We start from the raw sequence: 23,238 nt of genomic DNA, 5'->3' as shown, positions 1-23,238 counted from the left end.
ATGCTCAAACGTCTTGTATCGCTGGCGCTGTTCGTCTGTGCCCCTTTATCTGCGGCACCTCATGCCAGCGCTGACCGTTTGCAGCAACTGGCCAATGAGCCGTTCTGGATTTCCCTGGGTCACTACGAGGCCGGCAAGCTCGGTGGCTGGCGCAGCTACGTCACAGACCCGAAATTCTTTCTCGCCGCCGACGGTGCGCATGACCCGAAGGCAGAGCTGAGCGCCACGCTGGAGGCGATTTACGCCCCCGTGACCAACGAGCAGACCCACGCCCAGTGCGTATACCCGGCACGTACCCGCTGGTTGCGCGACCAGTTGCACCTGACTGACCTGCCAACCCCGGACTGCAAGGAATTCAAAGCCTGGTACAAGGATGTGGCGCCGGACAGCACGGTGCTGATTTTCCCGGCCGCCTACCTCAACAGTCCCTCGTCGATGTTTGGCCATACGTTGCTGCGCATCGACCCGGCCAGCGCGAAAACCAACAACACCACACTCTTGAGCTATGCGATCAACTTCGGTGCCTACATCGAAGGCATGGACAACAGCATTCTGTACGCGTGGAAAGGTCTGGCAGGCGGCTACCCGGGGTTGTTTGCGCTGGTGCCGTATCAGGAAAAACTGTCGGAATACCGCAGCCTGGAAAACCGCGACCTGTGGGAATACCGGCTGAACCTGACTGCGGAAGAAACCGGGCGCATGGTCGAGCACGTCTGGGAGCTGAAACAGATCCGCTTCAGTTATTTCTTCTTCGACGAAAACTGCTCCTACCGGCTGCTGGAATTGCTGCAGGTCGCCCGCCCGGGCCTGAAGCTTACCGATCAGTTCGGCCTGACCGCGATCCCGACCGATACGGTCAAGGCGATCAAGGCCGCCGGGCTGGTGGAGAAGATAGATTATCGCCCGTCACGCGAACGCGAGTTGCTGAGCCGCGCCGAACCGCTCGATGCAGACGAGCAACAGTGGGTATTGAAGGTCAGCGCCGATCAGAAACAGCTGCACAACAGCGAGTACCTCGCGCAGCCCAAAGAACGCCGCGCGTTGATTCAGGACGCCGCCTACCGTCTGGAACGCTACCGCGCCAACGGTCTTGAGCGCGACACGCAGCGCTCGCAACGCAGCTTCGAGCTGTTGCAGGCGATCAATCAGAACCCGCCGCCACAACTGGACATCCCGCGCCCCGGCCTGCCGGAAGAAGGCCATGAATCACGTACCTGGCAGCTGGGAGCGGGCACCCGCGGTGACAAGGCGTTTGCCGAATATGGCCTGCGCATGGCCTACCACGACCTGAACGACAACGCCTATGGCTTCCCGCTGGGTGCGCAGATCGAGATCCTTCAGCTCAAGGTGCGCCAATATGAAGGCAACGACTGGCAGGTGCAGCAACTGGACCTGGCGACCATTCGCTCGCTGACTCCGCGTACCGAGCTGCTGAAACCCTGGTCATGGCAAGTTACCGGCGGCCTGGAGCGGGTTCTCGGCAAGCATGGCGACGAGAACCTCGTCAGCCATGTCAACGGTGGTGGCGGCGGCACCTGGAAACTGACCGACGACATGCTCGGCTTTGCACTGGGCACGGTGCGGGTCGAGCACAACAACGATTTCGCCGAATTCATCTCCCCCGCTGCGGGCTTTAACACTGGCCTGCTGTGGCGCAACCCGCTGGGCAACCTGAGCCTGGAAGCCAAGGGCGACTATTTCACCAATGGCGAAGTGCGCCGCAGCGTCAGCCTCAACCAGCAATGGGAGCTGTCCCGCAACCTCGGCCTGCGCCTGAGCGCCCAGCGCGAATTCAGCCAGATGAGCTCGCCGCAGAATGAAGTGATGCTTGAGGTGAAGTGGTATCACTACTGACCGGGTCGGTGGAAACGGCCGGCAGTGTGTCGCGCAAATAAAAGCACACTGCCATTACACGTTCCCTACATCGCTTTTACGAATAACTCACAAATTACCTTCTAGACTCCTCTCATAAGCAGAGGGAATCACCATGAAGCGGTATTGGCTGTTGTTGTCGCTGGCCATCGTGCTGGCGGGTTGTCAGTCCACCCGTGACCAGATGCTGGCCGAGGGTTATCCGCCGGGCTTTGCAGACGGCTATCAGGATGGTTGCAGCAGCGGCAGGGACGCAGCAGGCGCCACGACCGGCCAATTCCGCAAAAACGTACCCCGTTACTTGAAAGACAAGCTCTACGCCCAGGGCTGGACCGATGGCTTTCGTCAGTGCGAGACCTCGCAGGACAATCGCGACCGGCTTGATCCTGGCCAGGTCTTCAATGAGCGTGATCGCGCCTGGGAGCAGGAAAAGACCCGCAGTGCCGCCAAGGCCTATCGTCCGAACTGACCCGCAAAGCGTGGAAAATCGACGAAACCAATGATGTCCTGCTGTGGCCCAAAGCCTATTAGGGAGGACTTTTCATGAGCCGCGCATTCGTAAACGAAGACAACGCTGCCGCCGAGGCCGAGCAACCGGTAGAGCGGCTGGTCAGCACACAGATCAACTACGTCACTGCCGAAGGCCTGACCCTGTTGAAGAAACACGTCGGCAGCCTGCAGGCGCAGCACAGTATGCAAACTGCGTTGGGCGAAGCGGCGGACAAGCAACGACTGGCCGACCTGGAACGCGACCTGCGTTACTTCAACCAGCGCCTGCAAAGCGCGCAGGTCGTTGCACCGGCCGTGTCGACCGAAAAAGTGCAGATCGGCAGTTGGGTGACGTTCGCGGATGAACAGGACAACCGCCAGCGCGTGCATCTGGTCGGAGAGGATCAGGCCGATGCAGCCAACGGGCTGATCAATTGGGGGTCGCCACTGGGCCGCGCCCTGATCGGCGCGCAGAAAGGCGATGAAGTGTTGTGGCAGCGCCCGGCGGGCGATCAGTCGATTGAAGTGCTGCTGATCGAACCTGACGCGTGAGCCAGGCCAGCCAACGGCAGCGCCGCTCCTTGCAAGGAGCGGCGCGTGCCTGAACGCTGATCAGGCCAGCTTTTTGTGACGCACACGATGCGGCTGGGCAGCCGCTTCGCCCAGACGCTTCTTGCGATCGGCTTCATACTCGGTGTAGTTGCCTTCGAAGAAGATCGCTTGCGAATCGTCTTCGTACGCCAGGATGTGCGTGGCTACACGGTCAAGGAACCACCGATCGTGAGAGATCACAATGGCAGCGCCCGGGAAGTCCAGCAGCGCTTCCTCCAGTGAACGCAGGGTTTCCACGTCGAGGTCGTTGGACGGTTCGTCGAGCAGCAGCACGTTGCCGCCCTCTTTCAGGGTCAGCGCCAGGTGCAGACGACCCCGCTCACCACCGGACAGGTCCTTGACGAACTTCTGCTGATCGCCGCCCTTGAAGTTGAAGCGACCGACGTAGGTACGCGACGGAATCTCATAGTTACCGATACGGATCACATCGGAGCCGTCGGACACAGCCTGGAACACCGACTTGCTGCCGTCCAGGTCATCACGGCTCTGGTCCACACAGGCCAGCTGCACGGTTTCACCGACTTCGATGCTGCCCGAATCCGGCTGCTCCTTGCCCATCAGCATGCGGAACAATGTCGACTTACCGGCACCGTTACCGCCGATCACGCCAACGATGGCGCCTTTGGGCATGGAGAACGACAGGTTGTCGATCAGCACGCGGTCGCCATAGCCCTTGGTGACGTTCTTGAACTCGATAACCTTGTCGCCCAGACGCGGACCGGCAGGGATGTAAATCTCGTTGGTCTCGCTGCGCTTCTGGAATTCCTGCGACTGCATTTCTTCGAAGCGTTGCAGACGCGCCTTGGATTTGGACTGACGCGCCTTGGCACCCTTGCGGACCCATTCCAGCTCGTCTTTCATGGCTTTTTCGTGCGCGGTCTGCTGCTTGGATTCCTGCGCCAGACGGTCGGACTTGGCTTCAAGCCAGCCGGAATAGTTGCCCTCGTAAGGAATACCGGCGCCGCGGTCGAGTTCCAGAATCCAGCCAGCCACGTTGTCCAGGAAGTAACGGTCGTGCGTGATCGCAACCACAGTCCCGGGGAAGTCGTGGAGGAAATGCTCCAGCCAGGCGACCGAATCGGCATCCAGGTGGTTGGTCGGTTCGTCGAGGAGCAGCATGTCCGGTGCGGAGAGCAGCAGGCGGCACAGCGCGACACGGCGCTTTTCGCCACCGGAAAGGACCGAAACCTTCGCATCCCAGGCCGGCAGGCGCAGCGCGTCGGCGGCGACTTCCAGCTGACGCTCCAGGTTATGGCCATCGCTGGCCTGCAGGATGGATTCGAGCTTGGCCTGCTCGGCCGCCAGCTTGTCGAAATCAGCGTCCGGCTCGGCGTATTCGGCGTAGACCTGATCGAGACGCGCCTGGGCGTCCTTGATCACGCTGACCGCCTCTTCCACGACCTCACGGACCGTCTTGTTCGGATCAAGTTGTGGCTCCTGCGGCAGATAACCCACATTGAGCTCCGGCATCGGACGTGCTTCGCCATCGAACTCGGTGTCGACACCCGCCATAATTTTCAACAGCGTGGATTTACCCGAACCGTTGAGGCCCAGCACACCGATCTTGGCACCGGGGAAGAAAGACAGAGAGATGTTTTTCAGGATTTCACGCTTCGGCGGCACAACTTTGCTCAGCCGATGCATGGTGTAGACGTATTGAGCCATGAAATGAAAACCTAGCGTCTGTAATGAGGACCGATTTGGGTAACGAGCTTAAAGCTCCGGCCGGAAAAAAGCTTTTATTTGTCCTTGAGACTTGCCGCGGGACCGTTCCGAGCCTTGAATAAACTCAGTTGGAAACCTGTCGGGCAGTGCTGGCAAATATAAAGCCTGATCGATATTGCAAAAAGTGGAGTCACTCATGCAGGAGTCGGTGGAGACCACGCGTTGCGCAAAGCTACCCGAATGCTGCGTGCAGGGCAAACGATACGGCCCAACGGGACTGGCACTTTGCCACAACTAAAGGCATGCTAGCCGCCCTCTTTGGGCGACCCGCCTATTTTACATAAAGCATCACTGCTTCAGTCCAGCAGTCAGGAACAGCGATTTGCCCACTTCAACGCCTCTGTCGTCATCCAGTGTCGCTACAGACAGTGCGACCAGGCCTCTGCGTGGGTCAGTGAAAGGCATGCTGGCGGGCCTGGTTCTGGTGGTGCTTGCCCTGTTGCTCTGGCAACTGATCGAGCAGTTTCACCAGACTCAGGAGCGTCAGCGTCAGCGCAGTCTGGAGTACAGCGTGCAGCTGTCCGACCGGATGAGTCTGAACATGGCGCTCAAGGCGCAGATCGCCATGAACCTGCTGGACGAGGCGCTCTCCTCCGGGGAGCAGCTGGAGCAGCCGACGACGCTGGTGAACCTGCGCACTGCCCTGCCCGCGCTGCGCAGCGTCGCCCGCCTGAACCCGGCGGGTGAGATTGTCAGTGACAGCGCCGAGGCCTCGCGCGACGCTGAGTTTCTCGGACGGGCCATGAAACAGGCGCGAGGTCGCCCCTACTTCTATACCAACTCCGAAGACGGCAACCAGATTTATATACTGATTCGCCTGGGCAACGGCGTGAGCGGCGATTACTGGGCATTGCGCGTGGCGCCCGACGCTTTGAAGGAACTTGCCAGCCAGCCGGCTCAGGACTTTCAGTACCTGTGGCGTCTCGAACAGCGCAAGACGCAGCGGGTCATTCTCCATGAACCGGTGGCCGCCAACGACGCGGACAGTGGCCTGTCCGACACCATTCTGCTTCAGCCGCTGAGCAACAGTGACTGGCAACTGCGGGGGCTGTTCGACACCTACAAGGCCCGCAGCGAACTGCTTGCGCCGCTGATCGGCAAGTGCCTGATCGGCGTGCTGCTGTCGATCCTGCCGTTGATCGCGCTGATGAGCCTGCGCAGACGCCAGCGCCAGATGCTGCAAAGCCGACGCCGCTACCGGGATATCTTCGAGGGCGCGGGCGTCGCAATCTGTGTCATGGACATGTCCGGCCTGCAGGAACAACTGGAAGCACTCGAGGTCAGGAACGGCGAGGACTTCGAGCGTCTGCTCAAAAGCCAGCCCGCCTCCCTGAAACGCCTGTTGCAGCAATTGCGCATCAGCGAACTCAACGAAGTCGCTCTGAGCCTGCTGGACATCGAGCACCGCGAACAGGCATGGCAACCGTTGATCGAGGGTGAATCGCGCTCGCGTCCGGGGGTCGGCATTCCGATCATTCAGGCGGTTCTCGCCGGACAGCCGCGACTGGAACTGGAAATCTGCCTGACCCGTGCAGGCGGTCAGGATCAGCACCTGTGGCTGGTCATGCGCCTGCCCGAGACACGCGGCGACTTCGATGCCGTCATTCTCAGCATTGGTGATATCACCAGCCGTAAACAGGTCGAGCTGTCGTTGCTGGACCGCGAGAGCTTCTGGTCCGACGTGGTCCAGACCGTTCCCGACCATCTGTACGTTCAGGACGTGCTCAGCCAGCGGGTGATCTACAGCAACCACCACTTCGGCTACACGCTGGGTTACAGCAAGTCAGAACTGCACGCCATGGGCGAGTTCTTCTGGGAAGTCCTGCTGCACCCCGACGACGCCCGACACTATCAGGACATGCGCCTGCGCCAGCGTCACCATGGGCACAATGAATTACTGCAAAGCGTGTTGCGCTTTCGGGACCGCGAGAGCAACTGGCGGAGCTTCGACATTCGCGAACAGGCACTGGCCTGGGACGCAGAAGACCGGGTCACCCGCATCATCGGCATTGCCAAGGATATTACCGAGCAGGTCGCGTCCAGCCAGTCGCTGCGTGACAGCGAACAGCGTTACCGCATGCTCGCCGAAAGCATCAGTGACGTGATTTTCTCCACCGACGGCCGGCTGGCAGTCAACTACGTCAGCCCTTCGGTAGAACGTGCGCTGGGCTACAGCGCCGAGTGGATCATACAGAACGGCTGGTCCGCCGCGATTGCCAACCCCCAGCAAATAGTCGGTTTTGATGCGCTCATGAGCCGCATCGACAAGGTCCTCGACAAACCTCAGGAACTCGCCAGGCTGCGCGAAGAAGTCACCACCCGAATGTTCCTGTTCGACTGCCTGCGTGCCGACGGTCGCAAGATCCCGGTGGAACTGCGCGTGGTGCTGGTGTGGGGCGAACACGGCAATTTCGAGGGCATCTTCGGCGTGGGCCGGGACATCAGTCAGCAGCGTCGGGCCGAGAAAGACCTGCGCATGGCTGCCACTGTATTCGAGCATTCGACATCCGCCATCCTGATTACCGACCCCGCCGGCTATATCGTGCAGGCCAACGAGGCCTTTACCCGTGTCAGTGGCTATGAAGTGGCTCAGGTGCTCGATCAGTTGCCGGGCATGCTCACCGTGGAATCAGAACAGGAAACCCGCCTGCGCCACATTCTCAGGCAGTTGAACGGACAAGGCACGTGGGAAGGTGAAATCCGGCTCAAGCGCCGTAACGGCGAACACTACCCGGCCTGGGTCGGCATTACCGCAGTCCTCGACGACGAAGGCGATCTGGCCAGCTACGTGTGCTTCTTCAGCGATATCAGCGAACGCAAGGCCAGCGAGGACCGTATCCACCGTCTGGCCTACTACGACGCGCTGACTCACCTGCCCAACCGCACCCTGTTCCAGGATCGCCTGCATTCGGCGCTGCAGCACGCCGAGCGCCAACAGGCCTGGGTCGTGCTGATGTTCCTCGACCTCGACCGCTTCAAACCGATCAACGACTCCCTGGGGCATGCCGCGGGCGACCGGATGCTGCAGGAAATGGCCACGCGGCTGCTCGCCTGTGTGTCGGTGGATGACACCGTGGCCCGCATGGGCGGTGATGAGTTCACCCTGCTGCTGGAACCGGATGAAAGCCGTGAAGCGGCGCTGAATCGCGCCATTCACGTCGCCGAACGCATTCTGACCAGCCTGATCACGCCGTTCGTGCTGGAAGGCCGCGAGTTCTTTGTGACCGCCAGTATCGGCATCGCACTCAGCCCGCAGGACGGCAAGGAACTGAGTCAGTTGATGAAGAACGCCGACACGGCGATGTATCACGCCAAAGAGCGCGGCAAGAACAACTTCCAGTTCTATCAGGCCGACATGAACGCGACCGCGCTGGAGCGTCTGGAGCTGGAAAGCGACTTGCGCCACGCCCTGGAGCAGAAGGAGTTCACCCTCTTCTACCAACCGCAGTTCAGCGGCGACGGCAAACGCCTGACGGGCGCGGAAGCCCTGTTGCGCTGGCGCCATCCGCGCCGCGGGCTGGTGCCGCCCAACGACTTCATCCCGGTGCTCGAAGAGCTCGGGCTGGTCGTGGAAGTCGGCGACTGGGTCCTGGCCGAAGCCTGCCGTCAACTCAAGCACTGGCATCAGGCCAGGGTTCGCGTGCCCAAGGTGTCGGTCAACATCTCGGCACGGCAGTTCTCGGACGGTCAGCTCGGTAAACGCATCGCCCACATACTCGAACAGGCCGGCCTGTCACCCGCCTGTCTGGAACTGGAGCTGACCGAAAGCATCCTGATGCGCGAAGTCAACGAGGCCATGCAGATACTCGATGGCCTCAAGAACCTCGGCCTGAGTATCGCCGTCGATGACTTCGGCACCGGCTACTCGTCGCTGAACTACCTCAAACAGTTCCCGATCGACGTGCTGAAGATCGACCGCACCTTCGTCGATGGCCTGCCGTCCGGAGAGCAGGACGCCCAGATCGCCCGCGCCATCATCGCCATGGCCCACAGCCTGAACCTCTCGGTGATCGCCGAAGGCGTAGAGACCCACGAGCAACTTGAGTTTCTCCGCGAACACGACTGCGACGAAGTCCAGGGCTACCTGTTCGGCCGCCCGATGCCACCTGCCCAGTTCGAAGCGCAATTCAGCAACGACGCGTTGTTCATGCTGGATTGAGGGCCAGTTCTCGCAACGTCGCCATCGTCCATTTGAACGATAGCCGAACCCTTGAATATGAGTAGACTTGAGCCACTGCCTCGCACAGCGTCGACGACAGCGAGCGCTCTACCCATAACAAAGAACACAAGGGGGTAGCATGATCAGCGATACAACGTCCCTGGACAGTGTTTCCTGGCAGGTCGTGGAAGCCTTGAACAAGGTGATTCTCGCGCTTCAGACCGAGGTCAGCAGTGCGTCTATCTCCACGTTTCATCAACAGGCACTTGAGCGGGTGCGCGCGCTGGTGCAGTTCGACAAGGCCTGGTGGGGCAGATCCACCTGGCGTGACAACTGGCCCGTCGAGCACAGTTCCTTTTTGCTCGGCCTGCCCTCCGGTTACGCCGCCGAGTGGGAGCAACTCAAGACCTCGGATGCCAGCGTCGGCAGAATGCATCAGACCCAGGGCGTCTGTCAGGTCATTCACTGCACGGCAGCGGATGCCCCTCCCGCGCTTGCCGACCTCGGACGCCAGTACGACCTTTGCTTCGCGCTGGGCATAGTCCTGACCGACCCGCACACCCAGCAGGGCGTGCATTTGACGCTGTTTCGCTCGGCCGACCACACGCCCTTTTCGCCCTTGGACAAACGCCTGATCGAGTGGCTGATGCCGCATCTGATCGCCGCTGAACAGGCCAGTTATCTGCGCACGCTCACGACCCTGCGGGAAACGCAGGGGGCCTACGATGAGACCGCCATGGCGGTGAGTGATCGTTACGGCGTGCTGCTTTCCATGGAGCCTGCGTTCGCGTCGATGCTGGCCTCGGAATGGCCCGACAGGCCGTCCAATCGTCTGCCCCGACAGTGCAACCCTCAAGCGGGCTATTCGAGCCATAACCTGCACATCACGTCGCAGCCGGTGGGCGACCTCGTTCTATTGACGGCGCGCCGACGCAGCAGCCTGGAACTGTTGAGCACGCGCGAACTTCAGGTCGCCCGAGGCTTTGCGGTCGGACAGACGTACAAGGAAGTTGCACGCAACATCGGTATGTCGCCCTGCACCGTCCGGCACCACTTGAGAAAGATCTACAACAAGCTCGGTGTCACCCGTAAAGCGCAGATCGCCCAGTTACTGCATTTGACTGACGGCTGACGCCAACGCGCTCTATCCCCATTTCCGGTTTTTCCAATAACTGCCACCCCGCAAGGGAGGGCTGTGCTCGCCCATAAAAATAACAAGGCACTTACCGATGTCATTAAAAAACCACTTTCTCAGCGCTTCAGGGCTCGCCATGGCGATCCTGTGGTTATCGTCCACAGCGTGCGCCACCGAGAATGCGGCGCCCACGACAGCCGCTGGCGTTTTCGACTTTGGCGCAGGCTTCATGCCGCCCAACACCCCTAATGGCACCGTCGGCATGCGCATCAGCAACTACCACGCGGATGTCATCAAGGACAGCCACGGCAATGACAGCCCCAACGACTTCCAGATCAACGTCCTGGCGATCGGCCTCGCCTACTTGCGAATGACCGATCAGGCGTTTTTGGGGGCCCGCTATGGTTTCGCGGTGGTGCCGATCTTTTTCAAGATGGATGCAGACCTGGGCGTGAACGTCGGGGGGCAACGGGTAGTCAGCGACAGCGCAGCGCTGTTTCGCCAGGCGGACCTGCAAGTGGTGCCGATCATCCTGGACTGGAAGCTCGGGCCGGGGCTGGGCATCAATACCCAACTGATGATTCAGGCGCCCACCGGGGACTATGACAAAAACCGCCTGGTCAGCCCTGGCACCCATCACTGGACGGTCTCTCCGCTGTTGAATGCGACCTACGTGTCACCCGGCGGCTTCGAGGTTTCCTCGAGTTTCCAGATCGATATAAACGCGCGTAACCCCGACACCGATTACCGCAGTGGCGTTGAGTACCGGCATGAGTTTGCAGTGGGCCAGCATGTCGGCGACTGGACCGTCGGCATCGGCGGCTACTACTACCGGCAGCTGTCGGACGACGACGCGCCGGGGCTGACCCGCGGCAATCGCGCGCGGGTACTCGCCGCAGGCCCTGCAGTGAGTTACTTCAAACCCGGCTCAGGTCTGCCGCCCATCTGGTTGCACGCCTACAAGGAGTTCGACGCCCGCAACCGTGCCGAGGGCTACACCGTGGCGCTGCGTACCGGCATCAGCTTTTAAGTGGCGTGCGCACCGCGACGACACGCTTTCAATCCTGGAGACGATCGATGAACGACCTGCACGAATTATTCAATACGCTGGACGGCCGTGGCCTGGCAACACTGGTACGCAATGGCGAGGTGAGCCCCGGCGAGCTGCTGGAAACCGCTATCACGCGGGTCGAGCAGGTCGAGCCCGGCCTGAACGCCGTCAGCGAAAGGCTTTACGAGCAGGCGCGCAGCCAGGCGAGCGGAAGCAGCGTCAGACAGGGCGTCATGGCAGGCGTACCGACCCTGGTGAAAGACATGTTCACCCCGATGACCGGAGCACGGATGACCAGTGGCTCGCATGCGCTGGGCGAGTTTCGCTCAGACATCGACTGCGAAATCGTCAGCCGGCTGCGCCAGGCCGGCTGCCAACTGATCGGAACGACCACCGCCCCTGAATTCGGCGTGTCCTACAGCACCGAATCGCAACGCTTCGGCGCGACCTGCAATCCATGGAATCTGCAGCACAGCGCGGGCGGTTCCAGCGGGGGTGCCGCCGCTCTGGTTGCGGCGCGCGCCATCCCCTTCGCTCATGGCAACGACGGCGGCGGCTCGCTTCGCGTACCGGCCTCCTGCTGCGGCGTATTCGGCTTCAAGCCCTCGCGCGGCCTGCTGCCGTCCGGCCCGATGGTCGGCGAGGGCTGGGCAGGCCTGAGCACCGCTCATGCGATTACCCTGTCGGTAGGCGACAGCGCCGCCCTGCTTGATGCCACTGCCGGGAGTGACCTGGGGGCTCCCTATGCGGCGCCCATGCCAGCGACGCCCTTTGCACACGCTGCAGGACGCGATCCCAGGCGCCTGAAAATCGCCTTGATCTCGGCAATATCACCCTGGCCGGCCGAACCGGAAGCCCTGGCTGCGCTGCAACACACTGCGGCCTTGCTGGAGGCGCTCGGGCATTACGTGGTCCCGGCGACGTTGCCGGTTCAGTTACCTGAATTCCTCGATGCGACGTTCGACATCATCGGCTCACACACCCAGGGCTACCTCGATCTGTTGGGCAAAATGCGCGGTTTCCCGGTGGCCATGGACGAAGTGGAGCCGCGCACCCGCGTGATTCTGCGCGAACGCGGGCAACTGCCTGCAACACGCTACATTTCCGCGGTCGAATCGATGCATGCACTGGGCCGGGCGATGGCCGGTTTCTTCGAAGAGTACGACATTGTTCTCACCCCGACGCTCAACCGCGCGCCGCCCCGCCTGGGGGAGCTGGCCTTCGACGACGACAGCCGCTCCCTGCAGGACTTCATCGCGCTTTCGCACCGCTACTCGCCCTACACGGCGATCTTCAACGCGACAGGCCAGCCGGCCATGTCCGTGCCCCTCTACTGGACAGCCGATTCGCTGCCGCTGGGCTCTCACTTCGCCGCGCGGTTTGGCGACGAACTGACCTTGCTGAGCCTCGCCGGGCAACTGGAACGCGCCCAGCCGTGGGCCGCACGCAGGCCGCCGCTAAACGCTTGTGCGGGTTGATGCGAAGGGATTATTGGCGGTGGCGAGACCACCGCCTGCGTTGCAGGCGGCGGTCTGCCGGCTACAGGCTTATGGCTCGCCAGCCGCTTGCTGTGCCGGCGTCGGGTGCGACCCGGTCAGGTACCGGAAGCGGTCGTAGAGACCCGCCACTACCTGCCCGCCTGCGATCCTGCCCGGAATTGCCGTTTGCAGGGTGCCGACCGCGCTCCCCAGACGCGAGGTGCCGACGTAATTCCCGGCCCAGGACGCAGCCGCCCTGCCAGCCTGATGCGCCGCCTTGCCTTTGTCAGTCAGGTAGCTCAAGCCTTTGCCGGCTGCTGCGCCAGCCACTTCTCCAACCATACCGGGAAGCGTGAGGTTGGCTGCGGTCAGGACCGCAGCACCGGAGGCATAGCCTTTGATCCCCTTGTCGAGAAAATTCCAGACTTTGTTGACGCCCAGAAACCCTGTCATCACCAGATTCAGGCCGACGATTTCCTTGAAGACCTGAACCGCCTTTTGCATGTCGACTTCAGGGTTCATGGCCAGCTTGAGCATCTCCGATACGCACCAGACGCCGTCCGCCGCGTAATCGGCTTTGCCGACCATGCTTTTCATCAACATCACCAGCGCCGCACCGATACTCGCCGTCAGGGCCACCAGGCCCAGTTTGGTGTAGAAGTCAGGGTCCGCCTTGCGCTCCCCCTCGGCCAGTGGCAGACCTGCGCGCAGGGCATCGGCGCTTTCGAACCTGGCCTGGAACTCGCTGCTCTTGGTGCCCAGGTACGTCAGGCTCGAGTTCATGATGTCGGTGATGCTTTTGTCTTGCTTGTACAATTCGGTCGCCACTTTCATCTGCTGGGCAAAATGCTCGCTGACGTCGAAATGCCTGACCACGGCAAGATGGTCTTCCTCCGGGATGCTGGCGTTCCCGGTGTCTTGCCTGGAAAGCTTGCTCTTGGCGAGCTTGAAGGCGGCGACGATCGATTCGCGGTTGAATACGCCCAGCGTGGCTGCGCCCGATGCCACGGCCGTTGCGATACCGAAGCCGACCTGCTCCAGCAGGTGTTCGTTCCTGGAAAAGGTGGGCTGCGCCACGATGGCGTTGGCCAGCACGGTGACGAAGTAGCGGTTCAGGCCGTGATCGACATTGGTCCGCGCGTTGGTCAGCTCGTTCATCATCAGGCCAGCCATGAACACTGCGTTCTTGGTGAAGTGGGCAACCAGCGATGAGCTGTAGGAGTTGTCCTTGCTGACGAACGCCACGGCCAGTGGCAAGGGTGCCAGCGCGAGCAGCATCGCCGGACTTGCAAGGATGCGACTCTTGAACGAGGCACCGTTCTTGAGCGTGCCCAGTTCGGCATTCATGCTTTGGTTAAGGCTGAGCAACTCGTCTTTCACATCAGAGGGTAGCCCCGAGCGGCTCAACACTGCAGGCAACTGTTCGTTGTGAGCGCGCCAGGCGTCGAGTTGACCCTGGCCGTTGGCCTGAACGATTGCGCCCAACATGTCACGCTCGGCTTCGCTCAGCGCCGACGATGGTTTTTCCAGCAGCGTCTTCACAACGTCGGACGTCGTGGTAGCAGCACTGGGCAAATGACCAATACGGGCCAGTTGCTCCTCGCTCAATACCAGCGAACCGTTGGCCAGCGCCAACCGCAGTTTTTCATCGAACCCCATGCCGCACCGGGCCTCGATGTCTCCTTCAGGGGCGAAGGGCAACGGGGTATTGCTGACGATATCGCGTTGTTCCTGCGTGAGATGCAGCACATGCTTGTTCAGGAAGGCATGCATCTGATCGGGCGACAGGTGTGGCGCCGGGGTGCGCATCAAGGCCAGCAACCCCTTGTCGTCCATTGGCGCGAGCGCCCCATAGGCATCAAACTTGCGCACCAGATTGCCGCCGGCCTTGAGCAATGCCTGGCTTCTCGTCAGCCGGGGCTCGGCAGCCTCATGGCCAGGTGCAGGTGCTTCGCCTGGCTCGATGGAGATTGCTTCCAGCCTTTGCAAAATGTCGTGTTCGCGCAATATCTGCAACAGCGCCCCCGCCACTTCCGCCAGCTCGCGCAATTCATTGCAGGCCGGCGCGTCCTGGCAATTTTCGGTCAATGCCTGCAATGTGCCGGGCAACGTCTCCAGGTCATTGAGCGTGTCGGCATGTGAGCGCAGCAGACTGACGACCGCTTCGGGTTGACGCTGGAGGCTGTCATTCAACTCCGCAGTACGCTGCTTGGCCGTGTGAACGAAATGGCTGAAGAGCGTGTAAGACGAAACAACGGGGGGCTCTGCGCCCAGCGTCTCGGGATCCAGATGAGTCAACGCCAGCAGATCCGGAATCGCCCGGGCCAGAGCGGGCGGGCGGGCAGTCAAACGAGCGACGGATTGGTGCAGCCGCGCCGTCCTGAGCCCCTCGCAGGCCAGCGACAGTGAGTCGTGAGATGCATGAGAAGCAGGCATATCGGCCAGCCGGCCAATACAGCGGTCAAGCAGGTCTTTCAGCGCCGGCGCCTGATCCTCGCCGGCAAGTTGGTGCCAACCCTGCTCGGTCGTGGCGACCTCGGCCAGGCTTTGGCAGAGCTGGGCAACTGTGGGCCAGGACGGCTGCTGTTTGTCCAGCTCACGCTGAAGAGCAGACAACAGACGTACAGAGTCCTGCGCTGGCGCGGTCGAGGTGCGACCAAATGCCACAGCCAGCTCGCCGGAGGCAAAAAACGCCACGGTACGAGCCTGCTGCGGGGTTCGCTCACAAACGCCGGTGGCATCGGAGGACGCAGGAGCAACGTCCGGCAATGAGGAATGAGAGGAGCGCGTTATCTGGGAGGGCATCATGGGCGTTTTCCCTATTGTCGGTGGGTACGGGCAACAGACCGACTGAGTGTCGTCCGGCCCGGAACGGTTCCGGTAATTAAGGGGAAGTCGGTGCGTGATCGCTGAAATTGCGAGTGGATGTGCCCGGTTCACGCCGCCGATGACTAAATTGATCTTGACCATCTCATGCGGCCGGGCACCACACAGAACAAGCCTTGCGCCTGCAGCACGACCATGATTTTCAGGCCTGGTCGAAACCCGCGTGAACGCGGTCACTGGTCAAGATGACTGCCTTTCATATGCCAGATAAAACCCGATGGGGTAGAATAGCCGCCTTTTCCGCCATGCCCCCTTGAGGACTGCCATGTTCAGCCGTGATTTGACTATCGCCAAGTACGACGCCGATCTGTTTGCCGCCATGGAGCAAGAAGCTCTGCGTCAGGAAGAACACATCGAGCTGATTGCCTCGGAAAACTACACCAGTCCGGCCGTCATGGAAGCTCAGGGCTCGGCCCTGACCAACAAGTACGCCGAAGGCTATCCAGGCAAGCGCTACTACGGTGGTTGCGAGTACGTCGACATTATCGAGCAACTGGCCATCGACCGCGCCAAGGAACTGTTCGGCGCTGATTACGCCAACGTCCAGCCACACGCCGGTTCGCAAGCCAACTCGGCGGTCTACCTGGCCCTGCTGCAAGGCGGCGACACCATTCTGGGCATGAGCCTGGCTCACGGTGGTCACCTGACCCACGGCGCCAGCGTTTCGTCCTCGGGCAAGCTGTACAACGCCGTTCAGTACGGCATCGATGCCAACGGCATGATCGACTACGACGAAGTCGAGCGCCTGGCCGTCGAGCACAAGCCAAAAATGATCGTCGCCGGTTTCTCTGCCTACTCGCAGATCCTCGACTTCCCGCGCTTCCGTGCCATCGCTGACAAGGTCGGTGCCTACCTGTTCGTCGACATGGCGCACGTCGCCGGTCTGGTCGCCGCAGGCGTCTACCCGAACCCGGTGCCATTCGCCGACGTCGTGACCACCACCACGCACAAGACCCTGCGCGGTCCACGTGGCGGCCTGATCCTGGCGCGCGCCAACGCCGAGATCGAGAAGAAGCTGAACTCGGCGGTATTCCCTGGCTCCCAGGGCGGCCCGCTGGAGCACGTCATCGCGGCCAAGGCCGTGTGCTTCAAGGAAGCGCTGCAGCCTGAGTTCAAGACCTACCAGCAGCAAGTGGTGAAGAACGCCAAGGCCATGGCCGGCGTGTTCATCGAGCGTGGCTTCGACGTCGTCTCCGGCGGTACCGAGAACCACCTGTTCCTGCTGTCGCTGATCAAACAGGACATCTCCGGTAAAGACGCCGATGCCGCTCTGGGTCGCGCCTTCATCACCGTCAACAAGAACTCCGTACCGAACGACCCACGCTCCCCGTTCGTCACCTCCGGCCTGCGCTTCGGCACCCCGGCAGTGACCACTCGCGGCTTCAAGGAAGCTGAGTGCAAGGAACTGGCCGGCTGGATCTGCGACATCCTGGCTGACCTGAACAACGAAGCCGTGATCGACGCGGTTCGCGAGAAGGTCAAAGCCATCTGCGCCAAGCTGCCGGTTTACGGCGCTTGATAAGCCTGGCTTAAACGCAGTACCAAAAGCCCCGACTCGTGAGAGCCGGGGCTTTTTGTTGGGCGGTTCATTGTGTGGGCAGGAGCTCAGCCGCTGCCCGACCTCTCAACCGCATACCTTCTCAAACCCCGCCCGTATCTTCTCCTCCGGCAATTCATCGGCAATGAACACAATCACGCTCTCGCGCTTTTCGCCTTCGGCCCACTCGGTGTCCCAGTCGAAGCCGTACAGCTTGAGCACGCCCTGAAACACCATCTTGCGTGGTTCGTCTTCGATGTTGAGCACGCCCTTGTAGCGCAGCAATTGTTTGCCGTGGTCTTCGAGCAGTTCATTCATGAACTCGCTGAGGCGGTCCAGATTCAGTGGTTTGTCGCTGCGCAGGACCAGGCTGCTGATGCGGTCAGCGGAATTGCCGGCCGGGGCCAGCGGGCGCAGGATCATGCCGCCGCCCAGGTCAGCGTTGAGGTTGAAGCCGCGTACGTCGAGCAGTTCGGCGAGGTCGATTTTGCCGTGCTCGACGATACGGATCGGCGCGCGGCGGTTGATGCGGGTCAGGCGCGCACTCAGGGCTTCGAAGGCTGCGTCGTCGACCAGATCACGCTTGCTGACCAGCAACCGGTCGGCAAAGCCGATCTGCGCCTGAGCGATGGTTTGCGCCAGGTGGGTATCGGCGTGCGCGGCGTCGACCAGGGTGATGATGCCGTCGAGGATGTAACGCTCGCGCAATTCTTCATCAATGAAGAAGGTCTGCGCGACCGGCGCCGGGTCAGTCAGGCCGGTGCATTCGATCACCAGTCGGTCGAACGCGATTTCGCCGCTGTCCAGACGCTCCAGCAACAGGTAGAGCGCCTTGGTCAGGTCGGTGTGAATGGTGCAGCACACGCAACCGTTGGACAGGGTCATGATCTGTACAGGGTCGGTGCCGAGCAACTGGCTGTCGATGCCAGCATCGCTGAATTCGTTTTCGATCACGGCGATTTTCAGGCCGTGTTCGGCCTTGAGCAGGTGGCGCAGCAAGGTGGTCTTGCCGGCGCCCAGAAAACCGGTCAGCACGGTCACGGGGATGGGTTGCAACTCAGTCATAAGGCTCCTGGCGTGAGGCATTCAGCTGAAATGAAAACGCGCCACAGGTGATGGCCTGCGGCGCGTCGGATCAAACCATAACGCAGATCAGCGGATCAACAGCACTTCGGACCGGCCTTGCCGCCGTACCGTGCCTCTTGCCGTTCCCGGAAGAACTGCTCGTAGGTCATCATCGGCTTGTCCGGATGAGTGTTCTGCATGTGTTCGACGTAGGTGTCGTAGTCCGGCATGCCCACCATCAGGCGCGCGGCCTGACCGAGGTATTTGCCGAGGCGACTCAGGTCATTGAACATGGGCAATTCCTCTGTGGGTAACCATCGTCACACCTGCGACGCTGGCGGCATGGCCTGGAACGGGGCTTCCTTGTCGGTGCGCTCCTTGGTGCTCCAGGCCGCACGGCCGACTTTAATGGCGTAGAACAGGATGCTGAACACCACGAACAGGAACAGCACGGTCAGCCCGGCGTTGGTGTAAGCGTTGAAGATCACGTGCTGCATCTGGTCCATGGTCTTGGCCGGGGCCAGAATCTGACCGGCATCGGCCGCCGCGCTGTATTTCTTGGCCAGGGCCAGGAAACCTACCGCAGGGTTGGCGTCGAACAGCTTGATCAAGCCAGCGGTCACGGTGCAGATCAGCAGCCAGACGGCAGGCAGCATGGTCACCCAGACGTAGCGCTGACGCTTCATCTTGATCAGCACCACGCTGGCCAGCATCAGGGCGATACCGGCGAGCATCTGGTTGGAGATACCGAACAGCGGCCACAAGGTATTGATGCCGCCCAGCGGGTCGATGACGCCCTGATAGAGCAGATAGCCCCACAGCGCCACGCAACCGCCGGTGCCGATGGCGTTGGCCGTCCACGACTCGGTGCGTTTCAAGGCCGGAACGAAGCTGCCCAGCAGGTCCTGCAGCATGAAGCGTCCGGCACGTGTCCCGGCGTCGACGGCGGTCAGGATGAACAGCGCCTCGAACAGAATCGCAAAGTGGTACCAGAACGCCATGGTGTTTTCACCCGGCAGCACCTGATGGAGGATCTGTGCGATACCGACGGCCAGCGTCGGAGCACCACCAGCCCGCGCCAGCACGGTGTTTTCACCAATGTCTTTCGCCACAGCCGTCAGTTGCTCCGGCGTGATGGCAAAGCCCCAGCTGGACACGGTCTGCGCGACGGTCACCACGTCACTGCCGACCACGGCAGCCGGGCTGTTCATGGCGAAGTACACGCCCGGCTCGATCACCGAAGCGGCAACCATCGCCATGATGGCCACGAAGGACTCCATCAACATGCCGCCGTAACCGATGTAACGGGCGTTCTTCTCGTTATCCAGCAGCTTGGGCGTGGTGCCCGAGGAGATCAGTGCGTGGAAACCCGACACTGCACCGCAGGCAATGGTGATGAACAGGAACGGGAACAATGCGCCCTTCCAGACCGGGCCTGTGCCGTTGGTGAACTGGGTCAGGGCCGGCATTTTCAGCTCGGGCGCCAGGATCAGGATGCCGATCGCGAGTGCCAGAATGGTGCCGATTTTCAGGAAGGTCGACAGGTAGTCACGGGGCGCAAGCAGCAGCCAGACCGGCAGCATGGCGGCTACAAAGCCGTAACCGACCAGCATCCAGGTGATCTGCACACCGGTGAATGTGAACATCGGCCCCCAGGTCGGATCCGCCGCTACCATCCCGCCGACCCAGATCGAACCGAGCAACAGAATGACACCGACGATGGAGATTTCACCAATGCGCCCCGGACGGATGTAGCGCATATAAATGCCCATGAACATCGCGATCGGGATCGTCGCCATGACCGTGAACATGCCCCACGGGCTCTCGGCCAGGGCCTTGACCACGATCAGCGCCAGCACCGCCAGGATGATGATCATGATCAGGAAGCAGCCGAACAGCGCGATGGTGCCGGGAATACGGCCCATTTCCTCGCGGACCATGTCACCCAGCGAGCGTCCGTCACGGCGCGTGGAAAGGAACAGGATCATGAAGTCCTGCACCGCACCGGCCAGCACCACGCCGGCGATCAGCCAGAGCGTGCCGGGCAGATAGCCCATTTGCGCTGCCAGTACCGGGCCGACCAGCGGGCCTGCGCCAGCGATGGCGGCAAAGTGGTGTCCGAAGAGAATGTGTTTGTTGGTCGGCACATAGTCCAGACCGTCGTTGTTGACCACCGCCGGTGTCGCGCGCAGCGGATCGAGCTGCATGACGTGAGTGGCGATGAAAAGACTGTAGTAACGATAGGCAACCAGGTAGATAGCTACCGCAGCGACCACTATCCACAAGGCGTTGATCGCCTCTCCGCGGCGCAAGGCCACGACCCCAAGGGCACATGCCCCGACAATTGCAACGATGAGCCAGGGAACATGGCGCATCAGACTATTATTATTTTTCATTTTTTTATTCCAGCAGAGTTGACTAGAAGGCAAGCCATGCGAGTTTAGCGCCGGATCAGCGAAAGACCACCCCCAACCAAGGTCTAGGTCGAATTTTGATCAATTGCGGCAGATACCCGGCATAGAGGGCTGGAATGGCCACGACAGATGGCGGTCCGATCACAAAACCGTGATACGGAACTGTTCTGTAATTGCTTTCCGGTCTATCGTGCATGGACAACAGAATCGATCAGATAACGACCTGCCGCTGACCTCTCGTGGCGGGTAACAAGAGAGTTCATTCGATGACCGACTCACCTGCAGATCGCCGTCGTTTCAAGCGCATTGCCTTCGACGCCAAAACCGAATTGAAACAGGGCGATCAGACCTGGAAGGTTCAACTGCTCGACCTGTCCCTGAAAGGCCTGCTGATCGAGCGACCCGAGTCATGGACCGCCCATACGGCGCAGCCCTTTGAAGTCGATATTCGCCTGAGCAATGACGTGTACGTGCACATGGATGTCCAAATCACCCACGACCATAACCGGCAACTCGGTTTCGTCTGCCGGCACATCGGGCTGGAGTCGATCAGCCATCTGCGGCGCCTGATCGAGCTGAACCTTGCCGATCAGGACGAACTGGACCGCGAGCTGGCAGCACTGATCGAACTCTAGACCTGCTTACTCGAACAGCGCATCCAGGGCCTGCTCCAAGCGCGTAACGGCAATGATCTGCAAGCCGGGCGGCGCTTCCTTCGGCGCATTGCCCTTGGGCACGATGGCGCGCTTGAAGCCGTGCTTGGCGGCCTCCTTGAGGCGCTCCTGGCCGCTGGGCACCGGCCTGACTTCACCCGACAGCCCAACCTCACCGAACACCAGCAAGTCATGCGGCAACGGACGATTGCGCAGGCTGGACATCACCGCTGCCATCAAGGCCAGGTCGGAGGCGGTTTCCAGCACCTTCACACCACCCACTACGTTGAGAAACACGTCCTGATCGTGAGTGGGAATGCCGCCATGTCGGTGCAGGACCGCCAGCAACATGGCCAGACGATTCTGATCCAGACCCAGCGTTACGCGGCGCGGATTGGACATGTGACTGTCGTCCACCAGCGCCTGCACCTCGACCAGCATCGGCCGCGTGCCCTCCCAGGTGGCCATGACCACACTGCCCGGTACTTCTTCCTGCGCACGGGTGAGAAAGATCGCCGACGGGTTGGAGACTTCTTTCAGGCCCTTGTCGGTCATGCCGAACACGCCCAGCTCGTTGACCGCGCCAAAGCGGTTCTTCACCGCGCGCAGCAAACGCAGGCGGCCGTCCGATTCGCCCTCGAAATACAACACGGTGTCGACCATGTGCTCAAGCACACGCGGGCCGGCCAGTGCACCTTCCTTGGTGACGTGGCCGACCAGGAAGATCGCCGTACCGCTCTGCTTGGCGTAGCGCACCAGCAAGGCGGCGCTTTCGCGAACCTGCGACACGCCGCCAGGGGCCGACTGCAGCTGTTCGGTGAAAATCGTCTGGATCGAATCGATCACCATCACCTTGGGCTTCTCGACCTTGGCGGTGGCAATGATGGTCTCGATGCAGGTTTCGGTCATGACCCGCAGCTTGTCCTGCGGCAGCCCCAGGCGCCGGGCGCGCATGGCGACCTGCTGCTGGGATTCCTCACCGGTGACATACAGCGCGGGCATGCGCTGGGCGATGTTGCACAGCGTCTGCAAGAGGATCGTGGACTTGCCGATGCCGGGGTCGCCGCCAATCAGCACCACCGAACCGTCAACCAGACCGCCGCCGAGCACCCTGTCCAGCTCGGTGGAGTTGGTCGAGAAGCGCGGAATCTCTTCGACGCTGACTTCCGCCAGGGTCCTGATCTGCGCCTGGGAACCGGTCCAGCCGGTACGCCCGGTAGGCGGCGCGGCGGCACCGCTTTCAATCATGGTCTCGACCAGTGTGTTCCAGGCACCGCATTCGCTGCACTGGCCCGCCCACTTGGGAAATGTCGCGCCGCACTCGGTGCAGCCGTACAAGCGTTTGGCCTTGGCCATGACAACCCCAGTCGTTAAAAAACGCCCATGATAACGCAGGTTGCAACCCCTGCCAGTCGCTCGGCGACAACTGCTTTTGAAAACCGGATAAAACTTACGCGAACGACTTCGGTCGATTGAACGTGGCACGGGCGGCAGCAGTACGTCTGGGCTACACTCATCCGGATCAAATTTATCTGCTACAAGGAATTACCCCATGAGCGTGCTTAAGGAATTCAAGGCATTCGCGGTCAAAGGCAACGTAGTTGATATGGCTGTCGGTATTATCATCGGCGCGGCATTCGGCAAGATCGTTTCTTCGTTCGTCGGCGATGTCATCATGCCGCCGCTGGGCCTGTTGATTGGCGGTGTCGACTTCAGCGACCTGGCCGTCACCCTGCGCCCCGCGCAAGGGACTGCCCCGGCAGTGCTGCTGGCGTACGGCAAGTTCATCCAGACCGTCATCGACTTCATCATCGTCGCATTCGCGATCTTCATGGGCGTCAAGGCCATCAACCGCCTGAAACGCGAAGAAGCCAAAGCCCCTACCCTGCCACCAACGCCCTCCAAGCAGGAAATCCTGCTGGGCGAGATTCGCGACCTGCTCAAAGAGCAGAGCAAACCGGCAGCGCCCATTACCGTGGATCCTGCGCGTACGCTTTGATTGAGCAAGGCCTGCACCTGCAGGCCATCGGCCCTAACCACGATGGCACTGACGACGCAAATTGCGACGTAAGTGACAGGACGAAGTCGGGCCGGAAACGGAGCGAAAGGCTTTGGTCACTTTGGCCCCATCAAAGTGACTCGCCGAGGGGCGAAAAGGTGAC

General features: G+C 61.2%; 16 protein-coding genes. 10 read left to right on the top strand and 6 right to left on the bottom strand.

Annotation, left to right across the window (positions count from 1 at the left end; translation table 11 throughout):
- The 3 genes from QRN50_RS05415 to QRN50_RS05405 all read left to right on the top strand — a co-directional run bounded on the left by QRN50_RS05415 (window position 1) and on the right by QRN50_RS05405 (window position 2,913).
- Entirely contained in the window at window positions 1-1,854 is a 1,854-nt protein-coding gene (locus QRN50_RS05415; protein ID WP_003399991.1) for an Lnb N-terminal periplasmic domain-containing protein, read from the top strand.
- 133 nt (window positions 1,855-1,987) lie between these two features.
- Entirely contained in the window at window positions 1,988-2,341 is a 354-nt protein-coding gene (locus tag QRN50_RS05410; RefSeq protein ID WP_003368687.1) for a lipoprotein, read from the top strand.
- A 74-nt stretch (window positions 2,342-2,415) separates the two neighbouring features.
- A complete protein-coding gene (locus QRN50_RS05405; RefSeq protein ID WP_011268925.1) occupies window positions 2,416-2,913 on the top strand; it encodes a GreA/GreB family elongation factor in 498 nt (165 codons plus the stop codon).
- A gap of 60 nt (window positions 2,914-2,973) precedes the next feature.
- Here the strand turns inward: QRN50_RS05405 and ettA are convergent, their stop codons facing one another.
- Window positions 2,974-4,638, bottom strand: a complete 1,665-nt coding sequence (gene ettA / locus QRN50_RS05400) for an energy-dependent translational throttle protein EttA (RefSeq protein WP_003399986.1) — start codon at window positions 4,636-4,638, stop codon at window positions 2,974-2,976.
- Window positions 4,639-5,020: 382 nt separating this feature from the next.
- Between ettA and QRN50_RS05395 the strand changes: the two genes are divergently transcribed.
- From QRN50_RS05395 to QRN50_RS05380, 4 genes are all read left to right on the top strand, one after another.
- The gene (locus QRN50_RS05395; protein WP_060406340.1) at window positions 5,021-8,857 is read left to right on the top strand and encodes a sensor domain-containing protein; all 3,837 of its coding nucleotides are present in this window, start codon (window positions 5,021-5,023) and stop codon (window positions 8,855-8,857) included.
- Between the two features lie 139 nt (window positions 8,858-8,996).
- Window positions 8,997-9,989, top strand: coding sequence for a helix-turn-helix transcriptional regulator (locus QRN50_RS05390; protein WP_011268927.1), 993 nt, complete (start codon window positions 8,997-8,999; stop codon window positions 9,987-9,989).
- A 97-nt stretch (window positions 9,990-10,086) separates the two neighbouring features.
- The gene (locus tag QRN50_RS05385) at window positions 10,087-11,022 is read left to right on the top strand and encodes a SphA family protein (protein WP_032611585.1); all 936 of its coding nucleotides are present in this window, start codon (window positions 10,087-10,089) and stop codon (window positions 11,020-11,022) included.
- A 47-nt stretch (window positions 11,023-11,069) separates the two neighbouring features.
- A complete protein-coding gene (locus QRN50_RS05380) occupies window positions 11,070-12,521 on the top strand; it encodes an amidase (RefSeq protein WP_060409566.1) in 1,452 nt (483 codons plus the stop codon).
- Window positions 12,522-12,590: 69 nt separating this feature from the next.
- On the opposite strand, the gene QRN50_RS05375 is transcribed toward QRN50_RS05380, so the two are convergent.
- Window positions 12,591-15,329 carry a HopW family type III effector protein gene (locus tag QRN50_RS05375; RefSeq protein ID WP_096127118.1) on the bottom strand — a complete coding sequence of 913 codons (2,739 nt, stop codon included), beginning with the start codon at window positions 15,327-15,329 and terminating at the stop codon, window positions 12,591-12,593.
- Between the two features lie 343 nt (window positions 15,330-15,672).
- Here QRN50_RS05375 and glyA point away from each other — a divergent pair, with 343 nt between their 5' ends.
- Entirely contained in the window at window positions 15,673-16,926 is a 1,254-nt protein-coding gene (gene glyA / locus QRN50_RS05370; RefSeq protein ID WP_003419083.1) for a serine hydroxymethyltransferase, read from the top strand.
- A gap of 105 nt (window positions 16,927-17,031) precedes the next feature.
- On the opposite strand, the gene yjiA is transcribed toward glyA, so the two are convergent.
- The 3 genes from yjiA to QRN50_RS05355 all read right to left on the bottom strand — a co-directional run bounded on the left by yjiA (window position 17,032) and on the right by QRN50_RS05355 (window position 20,405).
- Complete coding sequence (gene yjiA / locus QRN50_RS05365; protein WP_096127117.1) at window positions 17,032-18,009, bottom strand: GTPase; 978 nt, start codon at window positions 18,007-18,009, stop codon at window positions 17,032-17,034.
- A gap of 95 nt (window positions 18,010-18,104) precedes the next feature.
- Window positions 18,105-18,302 (bottom strand): YbdD/YjiX family protein, encoded by a 198-nt coding sequence (locus QRN50_RS05360; protein WP_003399964.1) that lies wholly within the window; start codon window positions 18,300-18,302, stop codon window positions 18,105-18,107.
- A gap of 27 nt (window positions 18,303-18,329) precedes the next feature.
- Window positions 18,330-20,405 (bottom strand): carbon starvation CstA family protein, encoded by a 2,076-nt coding sequence (locus QRN50_RS05355; RefSeq protein ID WP_011268932.1) that lies wholly within the window; start codon window positions 20,403-20,405, stop codon window positions 18,330-18,332.
- Window positions 20,406-20,689: 284 nt separating this feature from the next.
- Here QRN50_RS05355 and QRN50_RS05350 point away from each other — a divergent pair, with 284 nt between their 5' ends.
- Window positions 20,690-21,058, top strand: a complete 369-nt coding sequence (locus QRN50_RS05350) for a PilZ domain-containing protein (RefSeq protein ID WP_003399961.1) — start codon at window positions 20,690-20,692, stop codon at window positions 21,056-21,058.
- A gap of 6 nt (window positions 21,059-21,064) precedes the next feature.
- Here the strand turns inward: QRN50_RS05350 and radA are convergent, their stop codons facing one another.
- Window positions 21,065-22,432: a DNA repair protein RadA gene (gene radA, locus QRN50_RS05345; RefSeq protein WP_002555235.1), complete on the bottom strand. Its 1,368-nt coding sequence runs from the start codon at window positions 22,430-22,432 to the stop codon at window positions 21,065-21,067.
- 196 nt (window positions 22,433-22,628) lie between these two features.
- On the opposite strand from radA, the gene mscL reads away from it, so the two are divergent.
- Window positions 22,629-23,075, top strand: a complete 447-nt coding sequence (gene mscL / locus QRN50_RS05340) for a large-conductance mechanosensitive channel protein MscL (RefSeq protein ID WP_003399960.1) — start codon at window positions 22,629-22,631, stop codon at window positions 23,073-23,075.
- The last annotated feature ends 163 nt before the right edge of the window (window positions 23,076-23,238 follow it).

Source organism: Pseudomonas sp. MEJ108 (genome assembly GCF_030208985.1).
Taxonomy (GTDB): domain Bacteria; phylum Pseudomonadota; class Gammaproteobacteria; order Pseudomonadales; family Pseudomonadaceae; genus Aquipseudomonas; species Aquipseudomonas fragariae.
The sequence above is the reverse complement of the archived record's forward strand: the minus strand, read 5'-3'. Positions and strand labels throughout refer to the sequence as shown.